The organism is Roseateles sp. PN1 (assembly GCF_038419725.1).
GTDB lineage: Bacteria > Pseudomonadota > Gammaproteobacteria > Burkholderiales > Burkholderiaceae_C > Paucibacter_A.
This window is the reverse complement of the sequence record NZ_JBCARA010000011.1, coordinates 115,529-138,699: the sequence shown is the minus strand read 5'-3', so window position 1 is coordinate 138,699 and position 23,171 is coordinate 115,529. Positions and strand designations below refer to the sequence as shown.

The window sequence follows — 23,171 nt, the reverse complement described above, 5'->3', positions numbered from 1 at the left end:
CGCCGCGAAAACCCCTCAAGCAGAGGGTTAACTATGGTTTTCTCACGGAAAGTCAGCCGTGTTGGCTGGGCAACGGCATCGGTGTGGCAGCGGCTCGGCTTCATTGAACTGTATAAAAACACAGTCTTTCTGTATCATGAGTTCCCCCCAGCTCGCAGCAAGCCGCCATGCTCTCCACCGCAACTCTCCGCCCGGCAGAGCCAGCCCAGGCCTTGCTGCACGCCCAAGTCTGGCGTGCCAATAGTCTAGGCAGCAGCCCCAAGCCCGGCCTCAGCAGCGGCTTTGCGGCGCTGGACGCCCAGCTGCCCGGCGCCGGCTGGCCCAGCCACGCCCTGAGCGAAATCCTGCAGCCGCCCCACACGCAGCTGGAGTGGCGGCTGCTGGGCCCCGCCCTGCGGGCGCTGTTGGCCCCATCGGCGCCCCACACGGCAGCACCCGGCCAAGGCCAAGCCAAGCGGCCGCAGCTGTCGGGCCGCGCGCCCATGGTGCTGCTGATCAACCCGCCCTACACCCCGCACCTGCCGGGCCTGCAAGCCGCTTGCGGCGCGGCAGCCGAACAGCTGCTGTGGATTGCCGCGGGCACGGCGCAGCAGCAGCTCTGGGCCACCGAGCAAGCCATCAAGGCCAATGCCGCCGCCGCCATCCTGGCCTGGCTGCCGCAGGCCAGGCCCGAGCAAATCCGGCGCCTGCAAAGCCATGCCCAGAGCTGCAGCGCGCCGGTGTTTTTGCTGCGCCCGCTGGCCGCGCACACGCAAGCCTCGGCCGCGCCCTTGCGGGTGAGCCTGAGCGTGGGCGCCGATTGGTGTTTGCAAGTGCAAATCCTCAAACGCCGCGGGCCCACGCATGAGCAAGCCTTGCTGCTGCCGGCCCTGCCCGCCGGGCTGCAAGAAGTGTTGAGCCCGCGCATGCTGGCCCAGCCCTGGCCGAGTGTGGGCACACCAGTCGCGCCGATCGCTCCGCTCATGCCGACCACGCCTGTGGTCAACACGCCGGCGGCGCCGCAAATCGCAAGCAGCGCAAGCAGCGCCGGCAGCGCCATCACCTCCGTCAGCGCCCTCATCAGCCATGCACTGGCTCGCCCTGCTCAGCCCGCCACCAGCGCCCACTGAAACGCTGGCCGGTGGCAACGGCAGCGGCGGCGGCGGCACGGCGGCATCGCAACAACAGGCCCTGGCCTGGTGGGCGTTGCAGTTCACGCCGCGCGTGGCCTTGCTGGAAGAGGCGGTGGTGCTGGAAGTGGCCGCCAGCCTGCGCCTGTTCGGCGGCCCGCAGGCCTTGCATCAGCGCCTCTTGGCCAGCGCGCCGCAGGCCGGCTTGCATTTGCAGGCGGCCGCCTGGGCGCCCAGCAGCTTGGGCGCCTTGGCCTTGGCACGCTGCCAGCCCAGCCTGGACTGGCCCAGCAGCCTGAGCTTGAGCGCTCAGCTCGATGCCCTGCCCCTGCCCGCCCTAAGCGCCGCGCAAGCCCATGCCCCCATGCTGGCCAGGCTGGGCTGCAAGCGCCTGGGTGATGTGCGCCGCCTGCCGCGCGCCGCCCTGGGCCGGCGCTTCGGCGCCGAGCTGCTGCGGGCGCTGGATCAGGCCTATGGCCAGTTGCAGGAGGCGCATGCCTGGATCAGCATCCCCGAACAATTCAGCGCCCGCCTGGAGTTGCCGCAGCGCAGCGACAACGCCATGGCCTTGCTGCATCACGCCCAACATCTGCTGCGCCAGCTCTGCGCCTGGCTGGCCGCCCGCCATGCCGGTGTGCAAGACCTGACCCTGCACTGGGAGCATGACGCGATGCGCGCCCGCGAGATCGCCAGCCACGGCAGCCTGCAAGTGCACACGGCCGAAGTCACGCGCGACTACCGCCACCTCGCCCGCCTGCTGAGCGAGCATCTGCAACGCGTCGCCCTGCCCGCGCCGGTGGGTGAAATCAGCCTGCACGCCGGCACGGTCTTGCCGCTGATCGAAGCCAGCCAGCCCCTGCTGCCGCCCGGCCCCGGCCAGCCCGCAGCCGGGCAGGAAAGCCTGACGCAACTGCTGGAGCGCATGGCCCTGCGCCTGGGCGAGCGCCAAGTGCGCTGCGGCCATTTGCAAGAGGACCATCGCCTGGAACAGATGCAGTGCTGGCAGCCCTGGCCAGGCAGCGCGGCACCCGCGCCGGGCCTGCGCCCCAACGGCAGCCCGCAACCGACCTGGCTGCTGCCCGAGCCGCTGCGACTGGAAGTGCGGCAAGACCAGCCGCATTACCTCGGCCCGCTGCGCCTGCTGGCCGGGCCGCAGCGCATCGAAGGCGGGTGGTGGGGCGGCCACGCGGGCGACCCCGGGCAGGAACATCAAGCGCCGCAAGATCCGCAAAAAAGGCCTCCGCAGCATGTGCAGCGCGACTACTTCCTGGCCCTGAGTGCCACCGCCGGCGTGCTGTGGATTTTTCAGCAGCGCCTGTCGGTCGACGAGCAGGGCTGGTTTTTGCACGGGCTGTTTGCATGATCAGCGCCTACGCCGAGCTGCATTGCCTCAGCCACTACTCTTTTTTGCGCGGCGCCTCCAGCCCGCAGGAGTTGGTGGAGCGCGCCCATGCGCAGGGCTATGCGGCGCTGGCCATCACCGATGAATGCTCGCTGGCCGGCGTGGTGCGTGCCCATGTCGCCGCCAAGGCCTGCGGGCTCAAGCTGCTGATTGGCAGCGAATTCCTGGTCAGCGAAGCCGAGGGGCCCGGCTTCAAACTCGTGCTGCTGGCGCGCCATCTGCAAGGCTATGGCGAGCTGTGCCAGTTCATCACCGACTTGCGGCGCAGCGCGCCCAAGGGCAGCTACCAGCTCAGCTGGGCCTTGCTGCAGCAGCATGCCGCGCAGCTGAGTAGTGGCTGCCTGGCCTTGTTGCTGCCGCTGCGCAGCAGCAGCGACGCGCAGTTGCTGGCGCAGGTGCAGTGGCTGTTGCAAGCCTTTCGCGGGCGGGCCTGGATTGGCGTCGCCCTGCTGCGCGAGTTGGGCGATGAGCTCTGGCTGCACCGGCTGCGGCAGATCTCGCAGGCCACGGCCCTGCCACTGGTGGCGGCGGGCGATGTGCATCTGCATGTGCGCTCCCGCAAGCCGCTGCAAGACGTGATGACGGCCACCCGGCTGAACCGGCCCATCAGCGCCTGCGGTTATGAGCTGCAGCCCAATGCCGAGCGGCATCTGCGCAGCCGCCTGCGCCTGGCGCAGCTCTACCCGGCCGATCTGCTGGCGCAAACCCTGGTGGTGGCGGCGGCCTGCAGCTTCTCGCTCGACGAAATCCGCTACCAATACCCCAGCGAGGTGGTGCCGCCTGGCTTGAGCCCGGCCCAGCATTTGCGCGCCCTCACCGAAGCCGGTGCGCGCATTCGTTGGCCGCAGGGCGTGGCACCTGCGTACCGCGCGCAGATGGAGCATGAGCTGGCACTGATCCACGAGATGGGCTATGAGCATTACTTCCTCACCGTGGCCGATGTGGTGAGCTTTGCGCGCAGCCAAGAGATCCTCTGCCAGGGGCGTGGCTCGGCGGCCAATAGCATCGTCTGCTTCTGCCTGCACATCACCGAGGTCGACCCGGCGCGCAGCAGCATGCTGTTCGAGCGCTTCATCAGCCGCGAGCGCAATGAGCCGCCCGACATCGACGTGGACTTCGAACACGATCGCCGCGAAGAGGTGATTCAGTACCTCTACAGCAAATACGGCCGCGAGCGCGCCGCGCTGACCGCGGTGGTGATCAGCTACCGGCCGCGCAGCGCCATCCGCGATGTGGGCCGGGCGCTGGGCCTGGACCCTGAACTGGTGGAACGTCTGGCCAAGAATCACCACGGCTGGACCGAAGAGGTGCTGCCCGAGGAGCGCCTGCAGCAGCTGCAAGCCGAGCTGGGCCTGGACTTCGGCAGCCTGCAACTGCGCCAGCTGCTGCTGCTCACGCGCCAGCTGATGGGCATGCCGCGCCACCTCAGCCAGCACCCCGGCGGCTTTGTGCTGACGCAGGGGCCGCTGTCGCGTTTGGTGCCAATCGAGAACGCCAGCATGGTCGATCGCACCGTGATCCAGTGGGACAAGGACGATATCGACGCGCTCGGCCTGATGAAGGTGGATGTGTTGGCGCTGGGCATGCTCAGCGCGCTGCGGCGCAGCTTCCAGCTGATTGAGCAGTTACGTGGCCGGCCCTTTGGCATGAAGGACGTGCCCGAGGGCGACCGCCCCACCTACGACATGATCTGCCGGGCCGACACGGTGGGCGTGTTCCAGATCGAATCGCGCGCCCAGATGTCCATGCTGCCGCGCCTGCAACCGCGCTGCTTTTACGATCTGGTGGTGGAAGTGGCCATCGTGCGGCCCGGCCCGATTCAGGGCGGCATGGTCCACCCCTATTTGAAGAACCGGGCCATGCGGCCGCAAGACATTCAATACCCCAGCGAAGCACTCAAGGTGGCGCTGGAGCGCACCTGCGGCATCCCGATTTTTCAAGAGCAGGTGATGCAGGTGGCGATGATCGCGGCCGACTTCTCGGCCGGTGAGGCCGACCAGCTGCGTCGCGCCATGGCGGCCTGGAAACGGCCGGGTGACCTGCAGCGCTTTCACGAAAAGATCTTGAGCGGCATGCGCGCCAATGGCTATACCGACGACTTTGCCGAAGCCATCTTCCGCCAGATCAAGGGCTTTGCCTCCTACGGCTTTCCAGAGTCGCATGCCGCCAGTTTCGCGCTGCTGACCTATGTGTCTTGCTGGGTCAAACAGCATGAGCCGGCGGTGTTTTTGTGCGCCTTGCTGAATTCGCAACCGCTGGGCTTTTACTCGCCCAGCCAGCTGGTGCAAGACGCCCGCCGCCACGACATCGAGGTGCGCGCGGTGGATGTCAATTGCAGTGGCGTGGAAAGCAGCCTGGAGCCGATAGCCGGCCAGCATCAGCCCGCCGTGCGCTTAGGCCTGCAGCTGGTCAGCGGCTTGGCTGGCGCGGCGGCGCGGCGCATCGAGGTGGCCCGCGCCCAAGCCCTTTTCAGCGACACGCAAGACCTGGCCCTGCGCGCCGGGCTCGATCAGCAAGATCTGCAGCAACTGGCCGCCGCCGACGCCCTGATGTCGCTGGCCGGCCAGCGCCGCCAGCAGGTCTGGCAGGCCACCGCGCTGCGCGCCATGCCGCCGCTTTTGCAAGGCACCTTGCCGCTGGAGGATGAACTGGCCTTACCCAACGCCCCCGAAGGCGAAGAGGTGTTGTGGGACTACGCCGCCCTGGGCCTGACCCTGCGCAGCCACCCGCTCAAGCTCTTGCGCCCGCGCCTGGCCAAGCTGGGCCTGCTGACGGCCGCGCAACTGCTGCACTGGCGCAGCGGCAGGCCGGCCCATGCCTGCGGCTTGGTGACGGTGCGCCAGCGCCCGCAAACCGCCAAGGGCGTGCTCTTCATCAGCATGGAAGACGAAACCGGCAGCGTGCAGGTGATCGTCTGGCCCGATGTTTACGAGGCCAACCGCAGCCTGCTGCGCAACGCCCGCCTGCTGGCCGCACATGGCAAATGGCAGGCCGAGAACGGCGTGCGCCATCTGCTGGCACAGCGCTTCGAGGACTTGTCGCCCTGGCTGGGCCGGCTGGGTTTGGAAAGCCGGGACTTCCGCTGAAGGCCCGGGCTTGCTTGTCAAAGCATCAACGCGCCAAAGCCTCAGAGATAAGGGCCCGAGCGCCGTGATCGGCCCGAGCGACTGGAACTGACTTTGCGCCCGCTGGACTCACTGGAGCGGCTCTCAGCGCCCAGGCTGCTGTCGCCGGAGGAATGATGATGGTGGTGATGCGGGCGATGTTGTGGCCGGATGATGGGCACATCGAGCGCAGCGGCGCGCGCAGGGGCCGCGGCGGGTGCGGCAGCAATTGACGCGGGCTCCAGATCGCTGGGCAAGCTTGAATCCCCCTGAGCGCCGAAACGGCTGGAGCCGCTGGACCGGCGCGCACGCCGCAGCGCCTGCTGCTGCCGCTTACGCACTTGCATGCGCAGCACGGCAACCACCAGAGAGCCCGAGCCATACAAGGCCATGGCGCCCAGGGCCCAGGGCAGCAACTCGTAAAACAGCTGCTCAGCCAGCACCAGCACCTGGCCATTGGTCAGGCGTGAACCGGCGGCGGGCGGCGCCTCAGGCAGCCCGAATTCAGCTTGGGCGGGCTGGCCGGGCGCCCTCTCCCCTTGGTAGCCCACGCGCTTGGGCTCGCGCGCGACGGCATCGGGCTTCTCCAACCCCAAGCTGTTTTTGATTTGCCCCAGATCGCTGCGTAATTCCTTCAAGGCCGACACCGTCTCGGGGGCGAGATTTTCTTTGATGGCGGCACGCACCTCATCACCCACAGTGGCGTCGCCAGCGTTGCCGGCCACCGCCGTGCCGCGTGACGACGACTGATCAGCCCGCGGCTTGATCCCCGCGATTTGGGCCTGCGCCGGGGTCAAGGCGGCGGCCGCGGCCGAGGCGGCCAGGGCGGCGCGCGCCGCGGCCGCCGCTTGGGCCTCACGGGCCGAGCGCGCTGGCGTGGCTGCCGGGTTGGGCATCAAGCCCGACAAGGCCTTGCCCTCGGGCCCATCCAGCACGGCAGACATCGGGCTAGCCGCCGAGGCCGCATGCGCGGGCAGCGCGTCCTGGCCAACCGGGCTGGCCTGCGCTGCCGCCACGGTCAAGCCGCACAGCAGCGGTGCTAACCATGGGCTGCCCATCGCCTTGCAAGACATCGCCACCCCCAAAATTACGACCGCGCTATTCTGCGACCGCGGCGCACCGCCCCTCGGGCATCCCCCCTGAATAGGTGGTCGGTTCATCCCGCACTGAAACTACGCCGCCAAGCCGTTGGCGCCAGGCCAAAGGCCCGCCCGAAGTGATGCCGCAAGGACACCGCCGAGCCAAAACCCGCCAGCGCGGCCACTTCCTCAATGCTGCGCGGCTCCTCCTGCTCCAGCAGCCGCTGCGCCAGCGCCAGCCGTTCCCGCAGCAACCAGTCGCCCAGGGTGCCGCCGGTCAGCTGCCGAAAATGGCGGCTGAAGCTGCGCCGGCTCATCAAGGCCCGGGCGGCCACGCTGTCCAGGCTGTGCGGCTGGTTCAGCGTGGCACGCAAATCGTCCAGCACAAAGGCCAGGGCCGAATCCCGCGCTGTCACCGGCACCGCCTGCTCGATGTACTGCGCCTGCCCGCCCTGGCGCTGCGGCGGCACCACCAGGCGGCGCGCCACCCGGTTAGCTGCCGCCACGCCGTATTGGCTGCGCAGCAGATGCAAGCAGGCATCGATGCCGGCGGCCGTGCCGGCCGAGCTCAGCACATCACCCTCATCGATATAGAGCACATCGGGCTCGACCCGGATGGCAGGGAAACGCTCAGCAAAATCCTGCGCATAAGCCCAGTGCGTGGTGGCGCGCCGGCCATCCAGCAAGCCGGCCTGGGCCAGCAGATAAGCGCCTAGGCACAAACCCACCAGCTGGGCGCCACGCTGATGCGCCGCGCGCAGCGCCTTTAGCAAGGCCGGCGGCGCCGCTTCCGCCGGGTCGCGCCAACTGGGCACGATGACGGTTTGGGCCGTCTTCAAAGCCTCCAGGCCATAAGCCGGCTGCACGGCAAAACCGGCCGTGGTGCGCAAGAGGCCAGGCTCCGCGGCGCAAACGCGCAAGTCGAACTGCGGTTCGGCCGCTGTATGTGGCCCCGGCCCTTGCTCATGGCCAAACACCGCGCAGGGCACAGCCAGATGAAAAGGGCTGATGCGATCAAAAGCCAGCACCGCGATGCGGTGGCGGGCGATGGCGGTGTTGGCAGCAGCAGGCATAGGCCAGTCCAAAAACAGATTGGCCCGATCTTAGCGAAGAATGGCTTTCGGGCCACTCGCAGGAACAGCCTCGGCGGCCAACAATGGCGGCATCCCAACCCAAGGAAAGCAAAGCCCCATGAACCCTAAGGAACAAGCCCTGCTGGTGATCGACGTGCAAAACGACTATTTCGACGGCGGCAAATTCCCGCTCTGGAATAGCGAAGCAACGCTCGTCAAGATCGAGGCCGCCATCGCGCAAGCCCAGGCCCGCGAAATGCCGGTGATCTTGATTCAGCACATTGCCGATGCCAGCAAAGGCCCCGCGCCCTTCTTCAACGCCGACAGCGAGGGCGTGGCCCTGCATCCGCGCCTGCTGGCGGCCGCGCCGAACGCACCCATCGTGATCAAACAGCATGCCGACAGCTTTGTCGGAACCACGCTGGCGGCCACGCTGCAGGCGCTAGGGGTGAAGGAGCTCTTGGTCTGCGGCATGATGACGCAGAACTGCGTGGTCTTCACCGCCATCTCGCCGCAGGCGCAAGGCTATGAGGTGAGCATCTTGCCCGAGTGCTGCACCACGGTCAGCGAGATGCTGCACCGCATTGCGCTGGCCGGCGTGGCCACACGCATGACGCTGGCCGCAGGCTTCTGAGCCGAGCGCAGCGCAAGGGCCTTAACCTGAGCCTGAGCCTTAGACCCTGTCCAAGGCCAGGTCGGGCGAACCTGAGATTGCCAGCGTCTGGGTGCCGGTGACGATCATGCGCACCATCACCACCAATTGCTCGGTCAACTCGGGCAATTTTTCATGCGGCATGTCCATCGCAGTGGCGCCGATGGCGAACACCAGCCGAGTGATGGCCTTGGCCGTGAGCGCCGGCTCAAACAAGCCGGTGCCGTGGGCCTCGGCAATGCGGATCAAGTCCTGGCGCAACTCTTCCTCGAAGAAGTCCAGCTGCTGATCCACCGCACGCTTGAAGGCGTCCGAACCGACCGTGCCTTCGCGCAGCAAGATGTGCAGCAGCAAGTCGTCCGAGCGCAGCTGATCCATAAAGGCCTGCACGGCGCTGCGCACCACGCTGGAGCCGTTGTGCGAGCGCCGCCGCGCCTCACCAATGATTTGCCGCAGCGACTGGCCGGCCAAATTGATCAGGGCCACGGCCAACTCGTCCATATCGCGGAACTGGCGATAAAAACTGTTCGGGGCGATGCCGGCCTCACGCGCCACCTCGCGCAAGCTCAGGGAGGAAACGCTGCGATGCGGCCCCACCAGCTTGAGGGCGGCTTGAATGATGTCATCACGCGAAATCTGCGCCTTGCGGCCGGGGCCGGTGGCGCCAGGCAAATCAAGAACAGGAATTGGCAGGGACGCTTGAAGCATGGTCATGAAGGTGCGGCAGACTGCGCATCATAGCGATTTTTGATTTAATATACGACTGTATACACAAATGTATGTATGAACGTACAATGCGTTCAGCTCAGCAGATTTTTCCAGACGGAGTAGTTTCGTGACCGTTGCATCGATTGCCCAGCCGCAAGGCAAAACCCAGCAGCAGGCCGGCCTGCCCAGTCAGCGCGCACGTCGCCCGGGGCTTTTGCGCCGCTGGGCTGCGCCGCTGGTGGACCCGGCCGTGTTTGACTTCTGGGCCGGCAAGATCAACCGCAGCTGGACATGGGAGCGTGCCCTGGGCCGCGTGGTCGAGCGCACGGTTGCCGCCGAAGGCGCCGTCACCCTAATCTTGCAGCCCAACCGCCACTGGCAGGGTTTTGCGCCCGGCCAACATCTGAATATCGGCGTCGAAATCAATGGCCGCCGCGTCACCCGCTCCTACAGCCTGTGTGATGTGCCGCGTGCCGATGGCCGCATCGCCATCACCATCAAACAAGTCGACGGCGGCGTGGTGAGCACCCAGCTGTGCCAGCACACCCGCGTGGGTGATCTGCTGGACCTGGGCCCAGCTTACGGCAGCATGCTGCTGCCCACCAGCTTGCCGGGCGCGCTGGTCCTGCTGGCAGCCGGCAGCGGCATTACCCCGCTGATGAGCCTGACCCGCGCCCTGGCCGCCCAAGGCATGCCCGTGCCGGTGACGCTGATCTACTGGGTTCGCACAACCGCCCAAGCCTGCTTTGTGCCCGAGTTGCAGGCCTTGGCCGAGCGCTTTGCTAATTTCAAATTCCAGCTAGTCGCCACCCAAGAAGGCGGCGAGCGCATCAATAGCGCCGGCCTGAGCCAAGCCTTGGGCCAGACATTGGCGCAGACCCAAGCCCTGGCATGCGGCCCCGGCGGCTTTGTCGCCAGCGCGCGTGAGTTGCTGGGTGCGCAAGTGCAAAGCTTCCAGGCCGAAGCCTTCTCACCCGCCGTGCCGCTGAATGTGGACAGCAAGCACATCGTCAAAGTGGCGCTGCGCCGCAGCGGCCGCACGCTGGAAATCGGCTCCGGCGAGGCCATCTTGCCCGCGCTGGAAGCGCAAGGCCTGCGCCCGACCTCGGGTTGCCGCATGGGCATTTGCCACAGCTGTGTCTGCACCATGCACGAAGGCCTGGCCGAAGACCTCAACACCGGCGAGCGCAGCAGCGAGCCCAATACCGCGCTGCGCATCTGCGTCAGCCGCGCCTGTACCGACATCAGTCTTGATCTGTAAATCATGAGCAAATCCCTGACCCGCAATCTGACCAACGACGAGTTGGAAAAGTTCGGCGCCGAGATCGAGGCGCTGCGCGCCCGCACCGTGGCCGACCTGGGCCCACGCGACGCCCGCTATATCCGCAACATCTTCCGTGCCGTGCGCTGGACCGAGTTCAGCGGCCGCGCCCTGCTGATGATCGGCGCCTTCTTGCCCACGCCCTGGATGTGGGCCTTCTGGGCACTGGGCGCTTTAAGCCTGGGGCTGTCGAAGATTCTCGACAATATGGAACTCGGCCATAACGTCATTCACGGTCAGTTCGACTGGATGGGCGATCCCAAATTCCAGGGCAAGACCTTCGAGTGGGACATCGTCGGCACCAGCGAAAACTGGCGCAAGACCCACAACTTCCGCCACCACACCTACACCAATATCCACGGCCTGGACGACGACATTGGCTACGGCGTGCTGCGCTTGTTCCCCGAGCAGAAGTGGACCCCGGTCGCTCTGCTGCAGCCGATTTACGCGGTGCTGTTTGCGCTCTTCTTCCAGTGGGGCGTGGCGATTCAAAACCTGCCCAAGGGCGGTTATTTCGGCAAGCATGGCAAGGCCGCACGCGGTGAATTGAAAATCGCCGGCCGCAAGATTTCGCGCCAGCTGATCAAAGACTATTTGATCTTCCCGGCGCTGGCCGGCCCCGGCTTCCTGGTCGTGCTGACCGGCAATGTGCTGGCCAATGTGATGCGCAGCGTCTGGACCTACGTCATCATCTTCTGCGGCCACTTCACCACCGAGGTGGAGACCTTCCACCGCAGCGTGCTTAAGAACGAAACCCGGGCGCATTGGTACTGGCGCCAGATTCGCGGCTCCAGCAATATCAGCGGCGGCTTCGCGCTCAACACCTTGTCGGGCAATCTGAGCCACCAGATCGAACACCACCTCTTCCCCGATGTGCCGGCGAACCGCTATGTGGAAATGGCCCCAGTGGTGCGCGACATCTGCCGCCGCTACGGCGTGCACTACAACACCGGCTCGCTGGTGGGCCAGTTCAGCCAGGTGATCTGGCGCATCCTGCGCCACAGCTTCCCCAGTCGGCCACGCCGTGCCCGCGTGGCGAGCTTGCAGAGCTGATCGGCCGCAAGCAATTCAAGAATGCAAACCAATGGCCCTGCGGGGCCATTTTTTTGGACGGCAGAAAGACATGCTCAACAGATCCACATTGCTCAGCGCCCTTGCGGCACTGGCGCTCACTGCGGTCGCGGCCCAGTCCGCACCGATGAACAAGTGCGTGACGGATGGTGCGGTGACTTACCAGCAAGGGCCTTGCCCATCCAACCAGGCTCGCAAGGACCCCACGCTGGCGGAGCTCAACGCTGCAGAAAAGAAGAAGCGCCAGGCTGCGGCAGCATCCGGGCCGGCAGAGCGCCCCAGAGCCACGGGCTCCGCATCCAGTGCTGCGAACCCCGTAAACCCCATGAGCGCCAGCTTCAGCTGCGACGGTCGCCAGTATTGTTCGCAGATGAAGTCCTGCGAGGAAGCCAAGTATTTCCTAGCCAACTGCCCTGGCGCAAAGGTGGATGGCGACCGGGATGGGATCCCATGCGAGGAGCAATGGTGCAGCCGCTATTTGACAGGCACGCCCAGGTAGATGAGGCATGGCGTGACGGCACCTACTTGCTAGGGCCGCGCCATCCTGCCTACAACGCGAGCTAAAGCGCGAACTAAAACTTGACCTTGCCGACGAGCATGTCCTTGAACATCACCCAGTCTCCCATCAAGCTGTACAGCGGGTAGCGGAAGGTGGCGGGCTTGTTTTTCTCAAACACAAAATGCCCCAACCAGGCAAAGCCATAGCCCAGCAGCGGTAGGCCGTACAGCCAATGCCATTGCGCGGTGATGAGGGCAAAACAAAGCAAGCTCAAGACGCCGGCACTGCCCACAAAATGCAGGCGCCGGCAGGTGCTGTTCTGGTGCTCGCCCAGGTAGTAGGGGTAGAAGGACGCGAAGCTGGTGAATTCTTTGGGCGTCACGGCGCGATCCTTTGCTTAAATGACTGACGCTGCTGCAGGGCCTTCAATCGGCAGCAGCCGCTCAGCAGGCTTAGAAGGCTTAGAAGGCTCAAAAATGAATCCCCTTCATCATCTGCTGCAAGGCAATCGCCTCGGGCGAGAGCTGTGACTTGAGGCTCTTGCCCGAACCATCGCCCTTGGCGGCATCGCTGTCCGGGAACATGCGGAAGCTGGTGTTCATGACGATTTGCGCGACGCGCGGCAAGAGCGAATGCATCAACTCGCCGGTGATGCCTAAGCGGGTGGCGATGCGCACGGGCTTGCTGATGCAAGCATCTGCCACCATATCGGCGGCCTCCTCGGGGCTCAGCGTTGGCACATTGTTGTAGATCTTGGTCGGCGCAATCATGGGCGTGCGCACCAAGGGCATATTGATGGTGGTGAAGGTGATGCCCAGGTCGGCATATTCACTCGAGGCGCAACGCGTCCAAGCGTCCAGCGCCGCCTTGCTGGCCACATAGGCCGAGAAGCGAGGCGCATTGGTCAGCACACCGATGCTGGAGATATTGACCACATGGCCCTTCTTCTTGGCCACCATGCCAGGCAGCAGGCCCATGGTCACGCGCAAGCAGCCGAAGTAGTTCAGTTGCATGGTGCGCTCATAGTCATGGAAGCGGTCGTAGCTGCCCTCGATGGCACGGCGGATCGAGCGGCCAGCGTTGTTGATGAGGAAGTCCACCCCGCCAAAGTTCTCGGCAATCCAGGCCATCATGCCGGCGCAGCTTTGCTCGTTAGAGATGTCGGCGGAGTAACTGTGTATGTGTGCGTCAGCGCCAGCGGCCGCGCGGATCTCCTGAACGGCCTGTGCCAGCTTGACTTCATCACGCGCGCAAATCAGGGTGATGGCACCGGCCTGGGCGAACTTGATCGCCGCCGCCAGGCCAATGCCCGAGGAGCCCCCGGTGACCAGCACCACCTTGCCCGCCACCGTACCGCGCAGGCTGCGATCGATGAAGAGGGCCGGGTCCAGATGACGCTCCCAGTAATCCCACAAGCGCCAGGCGTAGTCGTGCAGATTCGGGCAGGCCACGCCCGAACCTTTGAGTGCCGCCTCGGTCTCGCGGCAGTCAAAGCGGGTCGGGTAGTTGATGAAGGTGAACAAATCATCCGGCAAACCCAGATCCTTCATCACCGCATTGCGGATGCGCCGCACCGGTGCCAGGGCCATCAAGCCCTTCTTCACGCTCTTCGGAATAAAGCCCAGCAGCGCCGCATTGATGAAGAGATTCATCTTCGGTGCATGGGCGGCGCGCGAGAAGATATCCAGCACATCGCCGACCCGATAGCCCATCGGGTCAACCAGATGGAAGCAGCCCCCCGTCTTGCGCTGCTGGTGACTGATGTGATCCAGCGCACTAACGACGAAATCAACTGGCACGATATTGATGCGGCCGCCCTCCAAACCAATCGAGGGCATCCAGGGCGGCAGGATCTGGCGCAGGCGCTGAATCAGCTTGAAGAAGTAGTACGGGCCGTCAACCTTGTCCATCTCGCCGGTCTTGGAGTCGCCCACCACCATGGCGGGCCGATAGACCGTCCAGGGGCGCTTGCACTCCTTGCGAACGATCTTTTCGCTCTCATGCTTGGACTTGAAGTAGGGATGATCCAGGCCTTCGGCCTCGTCAAACATATCCTCGCGGAACACGCCTTCGTAAAGGCCGGCGGCGGCAATGCTGGAGACATGGTGCACATGACCGGCATCCACGGCGTGGGCGAACTCCACCATGCTGCGCGTGCCATCGATATTGGCGCTCATCTGCGCCTCCTCGTCCGCCTTCAGGTCATAGACCGCAGCGAGGTGATAGACATGGTCGATCTGACCCTTCAAGCGCTTGATGTCCTCGGCAGACACCCCCAGCTTCTTGCCGCACAAATCGCCCTTGACCGGCTGCACGCGGTTCTTGGCAACGCCCCAGAATTGCAGCAAGTCGGGCAGCTTGTCCCAGCTCTCTTCACGCAGCAAAAAGTGCACCGTGCTGCCGCGCCGCGCGAGCAGTTTTTTCACCAGCCGCTTGCCAATAAAGCCAGTGGCTCCCGTCACGAAATACTGCATCAGTGTCTCCGTCAAGAATGTGGTTTACCCGCATTCTTGACCATCAGCAGGCCGCCCAAGCTGCAGGCTTTCCCCAGGGGTCGACCAGGCTGTAGGTAGAGGGCACTGCCTAGGACTTGCGTCAGCTAAATGCAGGCATGCGGGCCTATAGTGAGGATGTGCGAGTACCTACCAGGGCCCGCCAGTAATTCGTCAACACAAAGGACTGACAACATGGTCAAGAAGCTTCAGAAAATGGCAGCCAAGAAAAACGCCGCCGCGAGCAGCACCTTCGGTGGCGCGATCCCGGCCGGACTGTTGGACAGCCAACTTGCCCAGCACATCAAGGACTCGGCCCAGCAAATCTGGGCAGCAGGTCTGGGCGCCTTTTCCAAGGCGCAAGGCGAAGGCGGCAAGGTGTTTGAAGCCCTGGTGAAAGAAGGCATCCACTTGCAGAAGAAGACCCAAAGCGCCGCCGAAGAAAAAATCGGCGCCATGGCCAGCAAGATGACCGGCATGGCCGACGATGTGGGCAGCAAGGCTGGCCAGCATTGGGACAAGCTGGAGTCCATCTTCGAAGAGCGCGTGGCTCGCGCCTTAAAGCGCCTGGGCGTGCCCTCGGCCAAGGAAGTGAATGAATTGGTGGAGCGCCTCAATGAGTTGAGCGACGCCCTGGGCGTGGCACCGAAAGCCAAGGCCAAAGCCAAGCCCGCAGCCAAAGCCGACAAGGCCAGCAAGGTGGTCAAGCCCGCCGCAAAAGCTGCCGCCAAGGTCGTGAAGACCGCCGTGGCTGCACCCAAGGCCGTCAAGCCAGCAGCCAAGCCGGTTGCCAAGGCCCCCGCCAAAGTGGCCGCTGTGAAGGCACCGGTCAAGGCAGCCGCCAAGCCGGCCGCCAAAGCTGCCCCCAAGGTCGTCGCCAAAAAGGCAGCCGCGCCCGCCGCAGCAGCCAAGCCAGTTGAAGCCAAGGCCCCGGCCGCCAAGCGCGTTGCCAAGAAGGTCGCGGCAGCCCCAGTCGCTGCAGCCCCGGCCAGCACCGAAGCCGCCGCAGCTTGATCAGGCGGGCGTGGCCGCTGAGCAGCCGCGCCCTTCGATCTAGACCGATTCAGCCGACCGCGCTCGCGGGCCGCTGAATCACAGCACTGAGGCCCGCCTTGTGGCGGGCCTCAGTGCATGGAAAGCCCCCAAACCTCAGGCCAGATAACGGGCCTGCAAATGCGCCTTGAAGTGCGCCGGGTTGAGCGCCTCGCCGCTGGCGCGGCGCACCAGCTCAGGCGTTTCCCAACGGCTGCCCTGGCTCCAGATATTGGTTTGCAGCCAGTCAAACACCGGCTGCAATTGCCCGGCTTCGATTTGCGCGTCCAGCGTCGGCGCGGCGCGGCGCATGGCGGCAAACCACTGCGCGGCATACATGGCGCCCAAGGTGTAGCAAGGGAAGTAGCCAAAGGAGCCGCTGCCCCAGTGCACGTCTTGCATGCAGCCGTCTTTGAAATTGCCGCGTGTGTCCTGGCCCAGCAGCTCCATCATCTTGGCGTCCCACAGGGCCGGGATGTCCTCGCACTCGATCTCGCCTTCCATCAGCGCGCGCTCGATCTCGTAACGCAGGATGACGTGCGCCGGGTAAGTGACCTCGTCGGCATCGACGCGAATCAGGCCGGTGTGCACCCGGGTCAGCAAGCGATTCAAGTTTTGCGGCGCAAAAGCCGGCTGATCGCCCAGGTGCTTGATGACCAGCGGGCTCAGCAGCTTGGCGAACGCCGGGTGGCTACCCAGCTGCATCTCAAAGCTCAGGCTCTGGCTTTCATGCAAACCCATGGAGCGGGCTTGTGACAAGGGCTGGGTGATCCAGTCGCGCGGGCGGTTTTGCTCGTAGCGGCCATGGCCGGTTTCGTGGATGGTGCCCATCAGGCTGGGGATGAAGCTGTCCTCGCGGTAGCGCGTGGTCATGCGCACATCTTCCGGCACACCGCCGCAAAACGGGTGAGCGCTTTCATCCAAGCGACCGGCGTCGAAGTCAAAGCCCATCAGGCGCATGGCGTCCAGGCCCAGGGCGCGCTGGGCCGCTTTGGGGAAGGGGCCAACGGGTTCCAGCACCGTCTCCTGCGCCTGCTTGGCCTGCACGGTCTTGATCAAATCAGGCAGCCAGCTGCGCAGATCACCAAACACGCGGTCCACCTCAGCACTGCGCATGCCGGGCTCATAAAGATCCATCAAGGCGTCGTAACGCGACAGGCCGGTGGCTTCCGACAAGCAGACCGCCTCCTCCCGCGCCAAGGCCACCACTTCACGCAGATTGGGCAGATGGCCGGCCCAGTCATTGGCCGGGCGTTGGCTGCGCCACGCATGTTCGCAGCGCGAGCTGGCCAGCGACTTGGCTTCCACCAGGCGCTGCGGCAAGGCGTTAGAGGCGCTCCAGGCGCGCTTGATCTCGCGCAGATTGGCGCGCTCGTCGCTGCTCAGGTCTTCTTGTTCGGCGTCGGCCAGCAAGGTCTTGAGCACCGGCTCGGTGCTGAGCTGATGCAGCAAGCCGCCCATTTCGGCCACAGCCAGGGATCGCGCCTCGCTGCCCTTGGCCGGCATATTGGCGGATTGATCCCACTCGGCGATGGATTGCAGGTGCGTCAGATGATGCAAGCGCTGCTGGCGTTGTTGCAATTCAGTGTAGGCAGGGGTGCGGGTAGTCGTCATGGGGGGCTGGCTCAAATCTGTAATGCGGTCACGCATTGTGATCGCTGAAGGGAAGTTCGCGGCTTACCCCCATCAGGGGGGGAATACCCACAGCAAGCTCGCCGTCATCAGGACGTAGCGCATCAGCTTGCCCACGGCCATATAGGCCACACAAGGCCAGAAGGGCAGCTTCAACCAACCGGCCACGGCGCACAGCGGATCGCCCACCACCGGCAACCAGCTGAGCAGGCAAGCCTTGGCACCAAACTGCTCCAGCCAGCGCAAGGCGCGCGGGTTGGGCGGCCGCTCGCGCTTGGCTTGCTCATAAGCTTGTTCGGCCGCGTAGCCCATCCACCAACTGATGGCACCGCCCAGGCTATTGCCCACGGTCGCCACCAGCACGGCGGGCCAAAACATGCTCGGGTCGGCCTTGACCAAAAGGAAGACCGCCGGCTCCGAGCCCAGCGGCAAGAGCGTGGCCGACACCAGCGCCACAATGAAGACGGCCGCCAGCCCAACCTGAGGCAAGGCCATGGTCGCGAGCAGGCCGTGAATGGCAGATTGCAGAAATTGTTCCATGGCGTGGATTATGGGCAGGGCCCGAACGGGCGAAGGGCTTTATACTCTTGCCTCTTTTTTGTGCAGCCAGCGCCGTCCCTGCGCCTGAACTGCCGCCCCCACCTTCCGTCCGTCCGCACCCGCATGTCTTCCCCAATGCCTGGCCCACAGCTTGGCTCCCATCGTCTTGCCAACGCCTTGTTCGTGGCGCCCATGGCCGGCGTCACCGACCGGCCGTTTCGCCAGCTGTGCCGCCGCATGGGGGCAGGCTATGCGGTGAGCGAGATGGTGACCTCGCGCAAGGACTTGTGGAACAGCCTGAAGACCTCGCGCCGCGCCAATCATGAGGGTGAGCAAGGCCCCATCGCGGTGCAAATCGCCGGCACCGACGCGCCCATGATGGCCGAGGCCGCGGCCTACAACATCGCCCGCGGCGCGCAGATCATTGACATCAATATGGGCTGCCCGGCCAAGAAGGTGTGCAGCAAATGGGCCGGCTCGGCGCTGATGCAAGACGAACCGCTAGCCTTGCAAATCGTCAGCGCCGTGGTCGAGGCCGCAGCGCCGCACGGCGTGCCGGTGACCCTGAAGATGCGCACCGGCTGGTGTGAGAGCGAAAAAAACGCCGTCAAACTGGCCCTGGGCGCCCAAGCCGCCGGCGTGGCCATGGTCACGGTGCACGGCCGCACCCGCGAGCAGGGCTACAAGGGCCAAGCCGAATACGACACCATCCGCGCCGTCAAGGCCGCGCTGCAGATTCCGGTGGTGGCCAACGGCGATATCGACTCGCCCGAGAAAGCCCGCGAAGTGCTCGCCCACACCGGCGCAGACGCCATCATGATTGGCCGTGCCGCCCAAGGCCGGCCCTGGATCTTCCGCGAGATCGCCCATTACCTAAGCACCGGCCAGACCCTGCCCGCCCCCACCGTGGTGGAGGCCAGCGACTGGCTGGTGGAACACCTGCAAGAACACTACACGCTCTACGGCAGCCTGACCGGCATGCGCACCGCGCGCAAGCACATCGGCTGGGCGGTGCGTGACTTGCCCGGTGGTGAAGAGTTCCGCCAGGCGATGAACCTGCTGGAAAGCTGCGAGGCGCAAATCAGCGCCCTGCGCCAATGGTTCGCCCGCATGGCGGGGGACTATGAGCGCTTGCCCTATCTTGCCAAGCCGCAAGGCGAGCCAACAATGGCAGGTTCGGACGCAGACGATGAACATGCGATGACTATGAATGCAAACCAACAAAAAGAACTGAGGCCGCTGGCATGACACCGAAACCCATCGATGCCTGCGTGCGCGAAAACCTGGAGGTCTATTTCCGCGACCTCGAAGGCGAAGAACCCCATTCCATGCACGAGATGCTGATCCACCTGGTGGAGAAGCCCCTGCTCGAAGTGGTGATGCAGCACGCCGCCGGCAACCAAAGCAAGGCGGCCGAATGGCTGGGCATCAACCGCAACACCTTGCGGCGCAAGCTGACCGAGCACAAGCTGATCCCTTGAGGGGCGCGGCCACCAAAGACCGCCCGATTGCCAGCCAGCCTGCCGGCCCGATTTTTTGAATTCAAACTTAGCCAAGAAGTAACGCCATGTCTCAACTCACTGCTCTGATCTCCGTGTCCGACAAGACCGGCATCCTCGAATTCGCCAAGGAACTGCACGCCCTAAACGTGCGCCTGCTGTCCACCGGCGGCACGGCCAAGCTGCTGGCCGACGCTGGCCTGCCCGTCACCGAGGTGGCTGACCACACCGGCTTCCCCGAGATGCTGGACGGCCGCGTCAAGACCCTGCACCCCAAAGTGCACGGTGGCCTGCTGGCACGCCGCGACTTCCCCGAGCACATGGCCGCCGCTGCCCAGCACGGCATCACCATGATCGACATCCTGGCCGTCAACCTCTACCCCTTTGAAGCCACCGTGGCCAAGCCCGGTTGCACGCTGGAAGACGCGATCGAGAACATCGACATCGGCGGCCCGGCCATGGTGCGTAGCGCAGCCAAGAACTGGAAAGATGTGACGGTGCTGACCGACGCATCCCAATACGCCGGCGTGCTGGAAGAACTCAAGGCCAGCGGCAAGACCAGCGACAAGACCCGCTTCGCCGCCAGCGTGGCTGCCTTCAACCGCATCGCCCAATATGACGCAGCCATCAGCAACTACCTGAGCGCCCGCCAGGACGACGGCAGCCTGGCCGAATACCCCGGCCAGATGAACTCCACCTTCGTCAAGGTGCAAGACCTGCGCTACGGCGAGAACTCGCACCAGACCGCTGCCCTGTACCGCGACCTCTTCCCCGCCCCCGGCTCGCTGGTAACCGCCAAGCAGCTGCAAGGCAAGGAGCTCAGCTATAACAATATCGCTGATGCCGACGCCGCCTGGGAATGCGTCAAGGCCTTCGACACCCCCGCCTGCGTCATCATCAAACACGCCAACCCCTGCGGCGTGGCGATCGGCGCCAACCCGGCCGAAGCCTATGCCAAGGCCTTGAAGACCGACCCCACCAGCGCCTTCGGCGGCATCATCGCCTTCAACCGCCCGGTGGACGCAGCCGCTGCCCAGCATGTCTCCAAGCAGTTCGTTGAAGTGCTGATGGCTCCGGCCTTCAGCGATGAAGCGCGCGCCATCTTCGCCGCCAAGGTGAATGTGCGCCTGCTGGAAATCGCCTTGCCCGCAGGTGGCGCCACGCCCTTCAGCCAAGGCCGCAATGCCGTCGACAGCAAGCGCGTTGGCTCCGGCATCCTGCTGCAAACCGCGGACAACCATTTCCTCAAGGCCAGCGATCTGAAGGTAGTCACCACCAAGCAGCCCACGGCACAAGAGCTGCAAGACCTGCTGTTCGCCTGGACCGTCGCTCAGTACGTGAAGAGCAATGCCATCGTCTTCTGCGCCGGCGGCATGACCCTGGGCGTGGGTGCTGGCCAAATGAGCCGCATTGACTCGGCCCGCATCGCCTCGATCAAGGCCGAGAACGCCGGTCTGACCCTGCAAGGCTCGGCCGTCGCCAGCGACGCCTTCTTCCCCTTCCGAGACGGCCTGGATGTGGTCGTTGATGCCGGCGCCACCAGCGTCATCCAGCCCGGTGGCTCGATGCGCGACGACGAGGTGATCGCCGCCGCCAACGAGCGCGGCATCGCCATGGTGTTCAGCGGCGTGCGCCACTTCCGTCACTGATGGATCAGCCGGGCTCCTGCAGCAGCCCGGCGCACGCCCGGCACCACCCCACTCCGCCGCGCTGCGCGGGGCTTCACTTCTGGCCGCAGCTGGCATGAGTAAAACCCAAGCCATCGCCTGCGTGGCCCTGCTGCGCGGCATCAATGTGGGCAAGGCCAAGCGCATCGCCATGGCGGACTTGCGCGAGATCTTGAGCGACACCTTGGGCTTCACCGAGGTGCGCACCTTGCTCAATAGCGGCAACGCGCTGTTCAAGGCCACGCCAAGCCAACTGAGTGGCGCGGCGGCGGCGATTGCGGCTGCCATCGAACAGCACTGCGGCTTTTCAGTTGCGGTGATCGTTGTCAGCGCCAGCGAATTGCGCGAGGTAATCGCGCAGAACAGTCTGCTGCAGCGGCAAGCCGACCCGTCCCAATTGCTGGTGGCCTTTCTGGCCTCCGAACAAACCCACGCCAAGGCCCAAGCCCTGTGCCAGCAAGACTGGGGCGAGGAGGCCTTTGCCCTGGGTGAGCGGGCCGCTTATCTGCATTGCGCCAGCGGCGTGATCGATTCCAAGCTGGCCAAGGCCTTTGCCCGCGCCACCGGCGAGGCCGCCACCTCACGCAACTGGCACACGGTGCTGAAACTGCAGGCCATGTTGGAAGGCCAAGCCGACTAAACACTGGCGCTAAGCTCGGCCCCGTTCAAGCGCACGGCCATGCGCTCATCGAGTCCTCAGGTGCCGCAGAAAGTACGGTAGTTCGCCGTCACCTCCGCAGGCGCGGGCTGGGCGTAGCGGTCCAGCCCGGGACGCTCGACGAAAGGCTGGCTCAGCACCGCCAAGAGCTGCTCAAAGGGCTTCAGATCCCCATGATCGCTGGCGGCACTCAAGGCGTCCTCCACCAAGGCATTGCGCGGAATATAGAGCGGGCTGACGGCACGCATGGCTGCAGCGCGCTGCGCCGGAGGCTGGGCAGCCTCGCTGGCCAAGCGCGCCTGCCAACGAGCGAGCCAGGCATTCAATGCGGCCGCATCCACAAACATGGCCTGCAAGGCACTCGGGGGCAAGACCTGACCCTGTGACTCTGCGCCATCGGCCACTGCCGCCAGATGTCGCCAGGCCAGGGTGAAGTCCACCGCCTGGGTGTGCAGCAGAGTCAACCAGTCCTGCGCCAATTCAAGATCACCGTCCTGGGCCTCCAACAAGCCCAGCTTGGCGCGCGCGCCTTGCAGCCAGTGCGCCTCGTACCGCGCCGGGAAGTCGTCCAGCACCGCCATGGCCTGATCAATGGCGCGCTGCACATCGCTACCCATCAGCGGCAACAAGGCCTCGGCCAGGCGGGCCAGATTCCAGCGCGCGATCTGCGGTTGATTCGAGTAGGTGTAGCGGCCCTGCCGGTCGATTGAGCTAAACACCGCGTCGGGGTCATAGGCCTCCATGAAGGCGCAGGGGCCGTAGTCAATCGTTTCGCCGGAGATGGTCATATTGTCGGTATTCATCACCCCATGGATGAAACCCAGATGCATCCAGCGCGCAATCAACGCCGCCTGGCGCTCGGCCACCGCCTGCAGCAGGCCGAGATAGGGCTCGGCGCTGCCCAGCAGCTGGGGGTCGTGCCGCGCAATCACATAGTCAGCCAAGCGGCGCAGCTTGTCGATCTCGCCGTGCGCGGCGAAGTACTGAAACGTGCCCACCCGCACATGGCTGGCCGCCACCCGGGTCAGCACCGCGCCGGGCAGCAGGCCTTCGCGCTGCACCTGCTCGCCGGTGCTCACCGCCGCCAGCGCCCGGGTGGTGGGCACGCCCAGCGCATGCATGGCCTCGCCCACCAGGTATTCGCGCAGCACCGGCCCGACGGCCGCCTTGCCGTCGCCACCGCGCGAGAAAGGCGTGCGGCCCGAACCCTTCAAAGCAATATCGCGCCGGCGGCCCTGCACATCAATCACCTCGCCCAGCAGCAAGGCACGGCCATCGCCCAGCTGAGGTGAGAAGCCGCCGAATTGGTGGCCCGCATAGGCTTGCGCCAGCGGCGTGGCGCCCACCGGTACCTCCATGCCGGCGAACAGCGCCGCCAAGGTGGCTTGGTCAAACCCATCCAGCTCCAAGCCCAGCTCGGTGGCCAAGGCCTGGTTGAAACGCAGCAGGCGCGGCGCCGGGACCCGGCTGGCCTGCACATGGGCATACAGGCCTTCAAGCTCGCGCGCGTAGCTATTGTCGAAAGCGATGGTGGGCAGTGCGGTGGTCATAGCGAATGGAATCTGCAGAGTTCGCCCATCATCCACCAAGCCAGCGGCCCGCGCACGCCCTTGCGCTGTCACCCTTGCGACCA

General features: G+C 65.2%; 20 protein-coding genes. 12 read left to right on the top strand and 8 right to left on the bottom strand.

All coding sequences use genetic code 11. The features are described from left to right. Positions 1–167: 167 nt before the first annotated feature. From AABB87_RS17200 to AABB87_RS17190, 3 genes are read left to right on the top strand one after another with little or no spacing between them, the layout of a single operon-like run. Positions 168–1,109 carry a recombinase RecA gene (locus AABB87_RS17200; RefSeq protein WP_341972500.1) on the top strand — a complete coding sequence of 314 codons (942 nt, stop codon included), beginning with the start codon at positions 168–170 and terminating at the stop codon, positions 1,107–1,109. Continuing rightward, complete coding sequence (locus AABB87_RS17195) at positions 1,066–2,472, top strand: Y-family DNA polymerase (protein ID WP_341972499.1); 1,407 nt, start codon at positions 1,066–1,068, stop codon at positions 2,470–2,472. The genes AABB87_RS17200 and AABB87_RS17195 overlap by 44 nt, the downstream gene beginning before the upstream one ends. Further along, positions 2,469–5,597 carry an error-prone DNA polymerase gene (locus tag AABB87_RS17190; RefSeq protein WP_341972498.1) on the top strand — a complete coding sequence of 1,043 codons (3,129 nt, stop codon included), beginning with the start codon at positions 2,469–2,471 and terminating at the stop codon, positions 5,595–5,597. Before AABB87_RS17195 ends, AABB87_RS17190 begins: the two co-directional genes overlap by 4 nt. A 41-nt stretch (positions 5,598–5,638) precedes the next feature. On the opposite strand, the gene AABB87_RS17185 is transcribed toward AABB87_RS17190, so the two are convergent. Both AABB87_RS17185 and AABB87_RS17180 read right to left on the bottom strand, forming a co-directional pair. Then, on the bottom strand, positions 5,639–6,688 hold the full coding sequence (locus AABB87_RS17185) for a hypothetical protein (RefSeq protein WP_341972497.1): 1,050 nt from the start codon (positions 6,686–6,688) through the stop codon (positions 5,639–5,641). An 83-nt stretch (positions 6,689–6,771) separates the two neighbouring features. Beyond that, positions 6,772–7,767, bottom strand: coding sequence for a helix-turn-helix domain-containing protein (locus AABB87_RS17180; RefSeq protein WP_341972496.1), 996 nt, complete (start codon positions 7,765–7,767; stop codon positions 6,772–6,774). Between the two features lie 118 nt (positions 7,768–7,885). On the opposite strand from AABB87_RS17180, the gene AABB87_RS17175 reads away from it, so the two are divergent. Beyond that, the gene (locus AABB87_RS17175; RefSeq protein WP_341972495.1) at positions 7,886–8,401 is read left to right on the top strand and encodes an isochorismatase family protein; all 516 of its coding nucleotides are present in this window, start codon (positions 7,886–7,888) and stop codon (positions 8,399–8,401) included. Between the two features lie 39 nt (positions 8,402–8,440). Here the strand turns inward: AABB87_RS17175 and fabR are convergent, their stop codons facing one another. Next, positions 8,441–9,127, bottom strand: coding sequence for an HTH-type transcriptional repressor FabR (gene fabR, locus AABB87_RS17170; protein ID WP_341972494.1), 687 nt, complete (start codon positions 9,125–9,127; stop codon positions 8,441–8,443). Positions 9,128–9,254: 127 nt separating this feature from the next. Here fabR and AABB87_RS17165 point away from each other — a divergent pair, with 127 nt between their 5' ends. Genes AABB87_RS17165 through AABB87_RS17155 form a run of 3 tightly spaced genes read left to right on the top strand, consistent with a single transcriptional unit; the run spans position 9,255 to position 12,018 of the window. Beyond that, the gene (locus AABB87_RS17165; RefSeq protein ID WP_341972493.1) at positions 9,255–10,388 is read left to right on the top strand and encodes a ferredoxin reductase; all 1,134 of its coding nucleotides are present in this window, start codon (positions 9,255–9,257) and stop codon (positions 10,386–10,388) included. 3 nt (positions 10,389–10,391) lie between these two features. Further along, a complete protein-coding gene (locus tag AABB87_RS17160) occupies positions 10,392–11,501 on the top strand; it encodes a fatty acid desaturase family protein (RefSeq protein WP_341972491.1) in 1,110 nt (369 codons plus the stop codon). 31 nt (positions 11,502–11,532) lie between these two features. Then, on the top strand, positions 11,533–12,018 hold the full coding sequence (locus tag AABB87_RS17155; protein ID WP_341972490.1) for an excalibur calcium-binding domain-containing protein: 486 nt from the start codon (positions 11,533–11,535) through the stop codon (positions 12,016–12,018). A gap of 73 nt (positions 12,019–12,091) precedes the next feature. Here AABB87_RS17155 and AABB87_RS17150 read toward each other — a convergent pair whose 3' ends face one another. Together AABB87_RS17150 and AABB87_RS17145 are read right to left on the bottom strand one after the other, a co-directional pair. Further along, positions 12,092–12,400: an Mpo1-like protein gene (locus AABB87_RS17150; RefSeq protein WP_341972489.1), complete on the bottom strand. Its 309-nt coding sequence runs from the start codon at positions 12,398–12,400 to the stop codon at positions 12,092–12,094. Between the two features lie 88 nt (positions 12,401–12,488). After that, positions 12,489–14,492 (bottom strand): SDR family oxidoreductase, encoded by a 2,004-nt coding sequence (locus AABB87_RS17145; RefSeq protein ID WP_341972488.1) that lies wholly within the window; start codon positions 14,490–14,492, stop codon positions 12,489–12,491. Positions 14,493–14,726: 234 nt separating this feature from the next. Here AABB87_RS17145 and AABB87_RS17140 point away from each other — a divergent pair, with 234 nt between their 5' ends. After that, positions 14,727–15,524 (top strand): phasin family protein, encoded by a 798-nt coding sequence (locus AABB87_RS17140; protein WP_341972486.1) that lies wholly within the window; start codon positions 14,727–14,729, stop codon positions 15,522–15,524. Between the two features lie 135 nt (positions 15,525–15,659). Here the strand turns inward: AABB87_RS17140 and AABB87_RS17135 are convergent, their stop codons facing one another. Together AABB87_RS17135 and AABB87_RS17130 are read right to left on the bottom strand one after the other, a co-directional pair. After that, positions 15,660–17,156, bottom strand: coding sequence for a carboxypeptidase M32 (locus tag AABB87_RS17135; protein WP_341972485.1), 1,497 nt, complete (start codon positions 17,154–17,156; stop codon positions 15,660–15,662). A gap of 72 nt (positions 17,157–17,228) precedes the next feature. After that, on the bottom strand, positions 17,229–17,714 hold the full coding sequence (locus AABB87_RS17130; RefSeq protein WP_341972484.1) for a YqaA family protein: 486 nt from the start codon (positions 17,712–17,714) through the stop codon (positions 17,229–17,231). Positions 17,715–17,849: 135 nt separating this feature from the next. On the opposite strand from AABB87_RS17130, the gene dusB reads away from it, so the two are divergent. From dusB to AABB87_RS17110, 4 genes are all read left to right on the top strand, one after another. Continuing rightward, entirely contained in the window at positions 17,850–18,962 is a 1,113-nt protein-coding gene (gene dusB / locus AABB87_RS17125; protein ID WP_341972483.1) for a tRNA dihydrouridine synthase DusB, read from the top strand. Beyond that, a complete protein-coding gene (locus AABB87_RS17120) occupies positions 18,959–19,195 on the top strand; it encodes a helix-turn-helix domain-containing protein (RefSeq protein ID WP_058720628.1) in 237 nt (78 codons plus the stop codon). The genes dusB and AABB87_RS17120 overlap by 4 nt, the downstream gene beginning before the upstream one ends. Positions 19,196–19,281: 86 nt before the next feature. Beyond that, complete coding sequence (purH, locus tag AABB87_RS17115) at positions 19,282–20,862, top strand: bifunctional phosphoribosylaminoimidazolecarboxamide formyltransferase/IMP cyclohydrolase (RefSeq protein WP_058720629.1); 1,581 nt, start codon at positions 19,282–19,284, stop codon at positions 20,860–20,862. Between the two features lie 94 nt (positions 20,863–20,956). After that, entirely contained in the window at positions 20,957–21,520 is a 564-nt protein-coding gene (locus AABB87_RS17110) for a DUF1697 domain-containing protein (protein ID WP_341972482.1), read from the top strand. 56 nt (positions 21,521–21,576) lie between these two features. On the opposite strand, the gene AABB87_RS17105 is transcribed toward AABB87_RS17110, so the two are convergent. Next, the gene (locus tag AABB87_RS17105; RefSeq protein WP_341972481.1) at positions 21,577–23,088 is read right to left on the bottom strand and encodes a protein adenylyltransferase SelO; all 1,512 of its coding nucleotides are present in this window, start codon (positions 23,086–23,088) and stop codon (positions 21,577–21,579) included. Positions 23,089–23,171: the final 83 nt, after the last annotated feature.

Bases quoted from the DNA above. Each gene is read 5' to 3' on its own strand.
- AABB87_RS17200 (WP_341972500.1), top strand. From the start codon at position 168: ATGCTCTCCACCGCAACTCTCCGCCCGGCAGAGCCAGCCCAGGCCTTG.
- AABB87_RS17195 (WP_341972499.1), top strand. From the start codon at position 1,066: ATGCACTGGCTCGCCCTGCTCAGCCCGCCACCAGCGCCCACTGAAACG.
- AABB87_RS17190 (WP_341972498.1), top strand. From the start codon at position 2,469: ATGATCAGCGCCTACGCCGAGCTGCATTGCCTCAGCCACTACTCTTTT.
- AABB87_RS17185 (WP_341972497.1), bottom strand. From the start codon at position 6,688: ATGTCTTGCAAGGCGATGGGCAGCCCATGGTTAGCACCGCTGCTGTGC.
- AABB87_RS17180 (WP_341972496.1), bottom strand. From the start codon at position 7,767: ATGCCTGCTGCTGCCAACACCGCCATCGCCCGCCACCGCATCGCGGTG.
- AABB87_RS17175 (WP_341972495.1), top strand. From the start codon at position 7,886: ATGAACCCTAAGGAACAAGCCCTGCTGGTGATCGACGTGCAAAACGAC.
- fabR (WP_341972494.1), bottom strand. From the start codon at position 9,127: ATGCTTCAAGCGTCCCTGCCAATTCCTGTTCTTGATTTGCCTGGCGCC.
- AABB87_RS17160 (WP_341972491.1), top strand. From the start codon at position 10,392: ATGAGCAAATCCCTGACCCGCAATCTGACCAACGACGAGTTGGAAAAG.
- AABB87_RS17155 (WP_341972490.1), top strand. From the start codon at position 11,533: ATGGCCCTGCGGGGCCATTTTTTTGGACGGCAGAAAGACATGCTCAAC.
- AABB87_RS17145 (WP_341972488.1), bottom strand. From the start codon at position 14,492: ATGCAGTATTTCGTGACGGGAGCCACTGGCTTTATTGGCAAGCGGCTG.
- AABB87_RS17140 (WP_341972486.1), top strand. From the start codon at position 14,727: ATGGCAGCCAAGAAAAACGCCGCCGCGAGCAGCACCTTCGGTGGCGCG.
- AABB87_RS17135 (WP_341972485.1), bottom strand. From the start codon at position 17,156: ATGACGACTACCCGCACCCCTGCCTACACTGAATTGCAACAACGCCAG.
- AABB87_RS17130 (WP_341972484.1), bottom strand. From the start codon at position 17,714: ATGGAACAATTTCTGCAATCTGCCATTCACGGCCTGCTCGCGACCATG.
- dusB (WP_341972483.1), top strand. From the start codon at position 17,850: ATGCCTGGCCCACAGCTTGGCTCCCATCGTCTTGCCAACGCCTTGTTC.
- AABB87_RS17120 (WP_058720628.1), top strand. From the start codon at position 18,959: ATGACACCGAAACCCATCGATGCCTGCGTGCGCGAAAACCTGGAGGTC.
- purH (WP_058720629.1), top strand. From the start codon at position 19,282: ATGTCTCAACTCACTGCTCTGATCTCCGTGTCCGACAAGACCGGCATC.
- AABB87_RS17110 (WP_341972482.1), top strand. From the start codon at position 20,957: ATGAGTAAAACCCAAGCCATCGCCTGCGTGGCCCTGCTGCGCGGCATC.
- AABB87_RS17105 (WP_341972481.1), bottom strand. From the start codon at position 23,088: ATGACCACCGCACTGCCCACCATCGCTTTCGACAATAGCTACGCGCGC.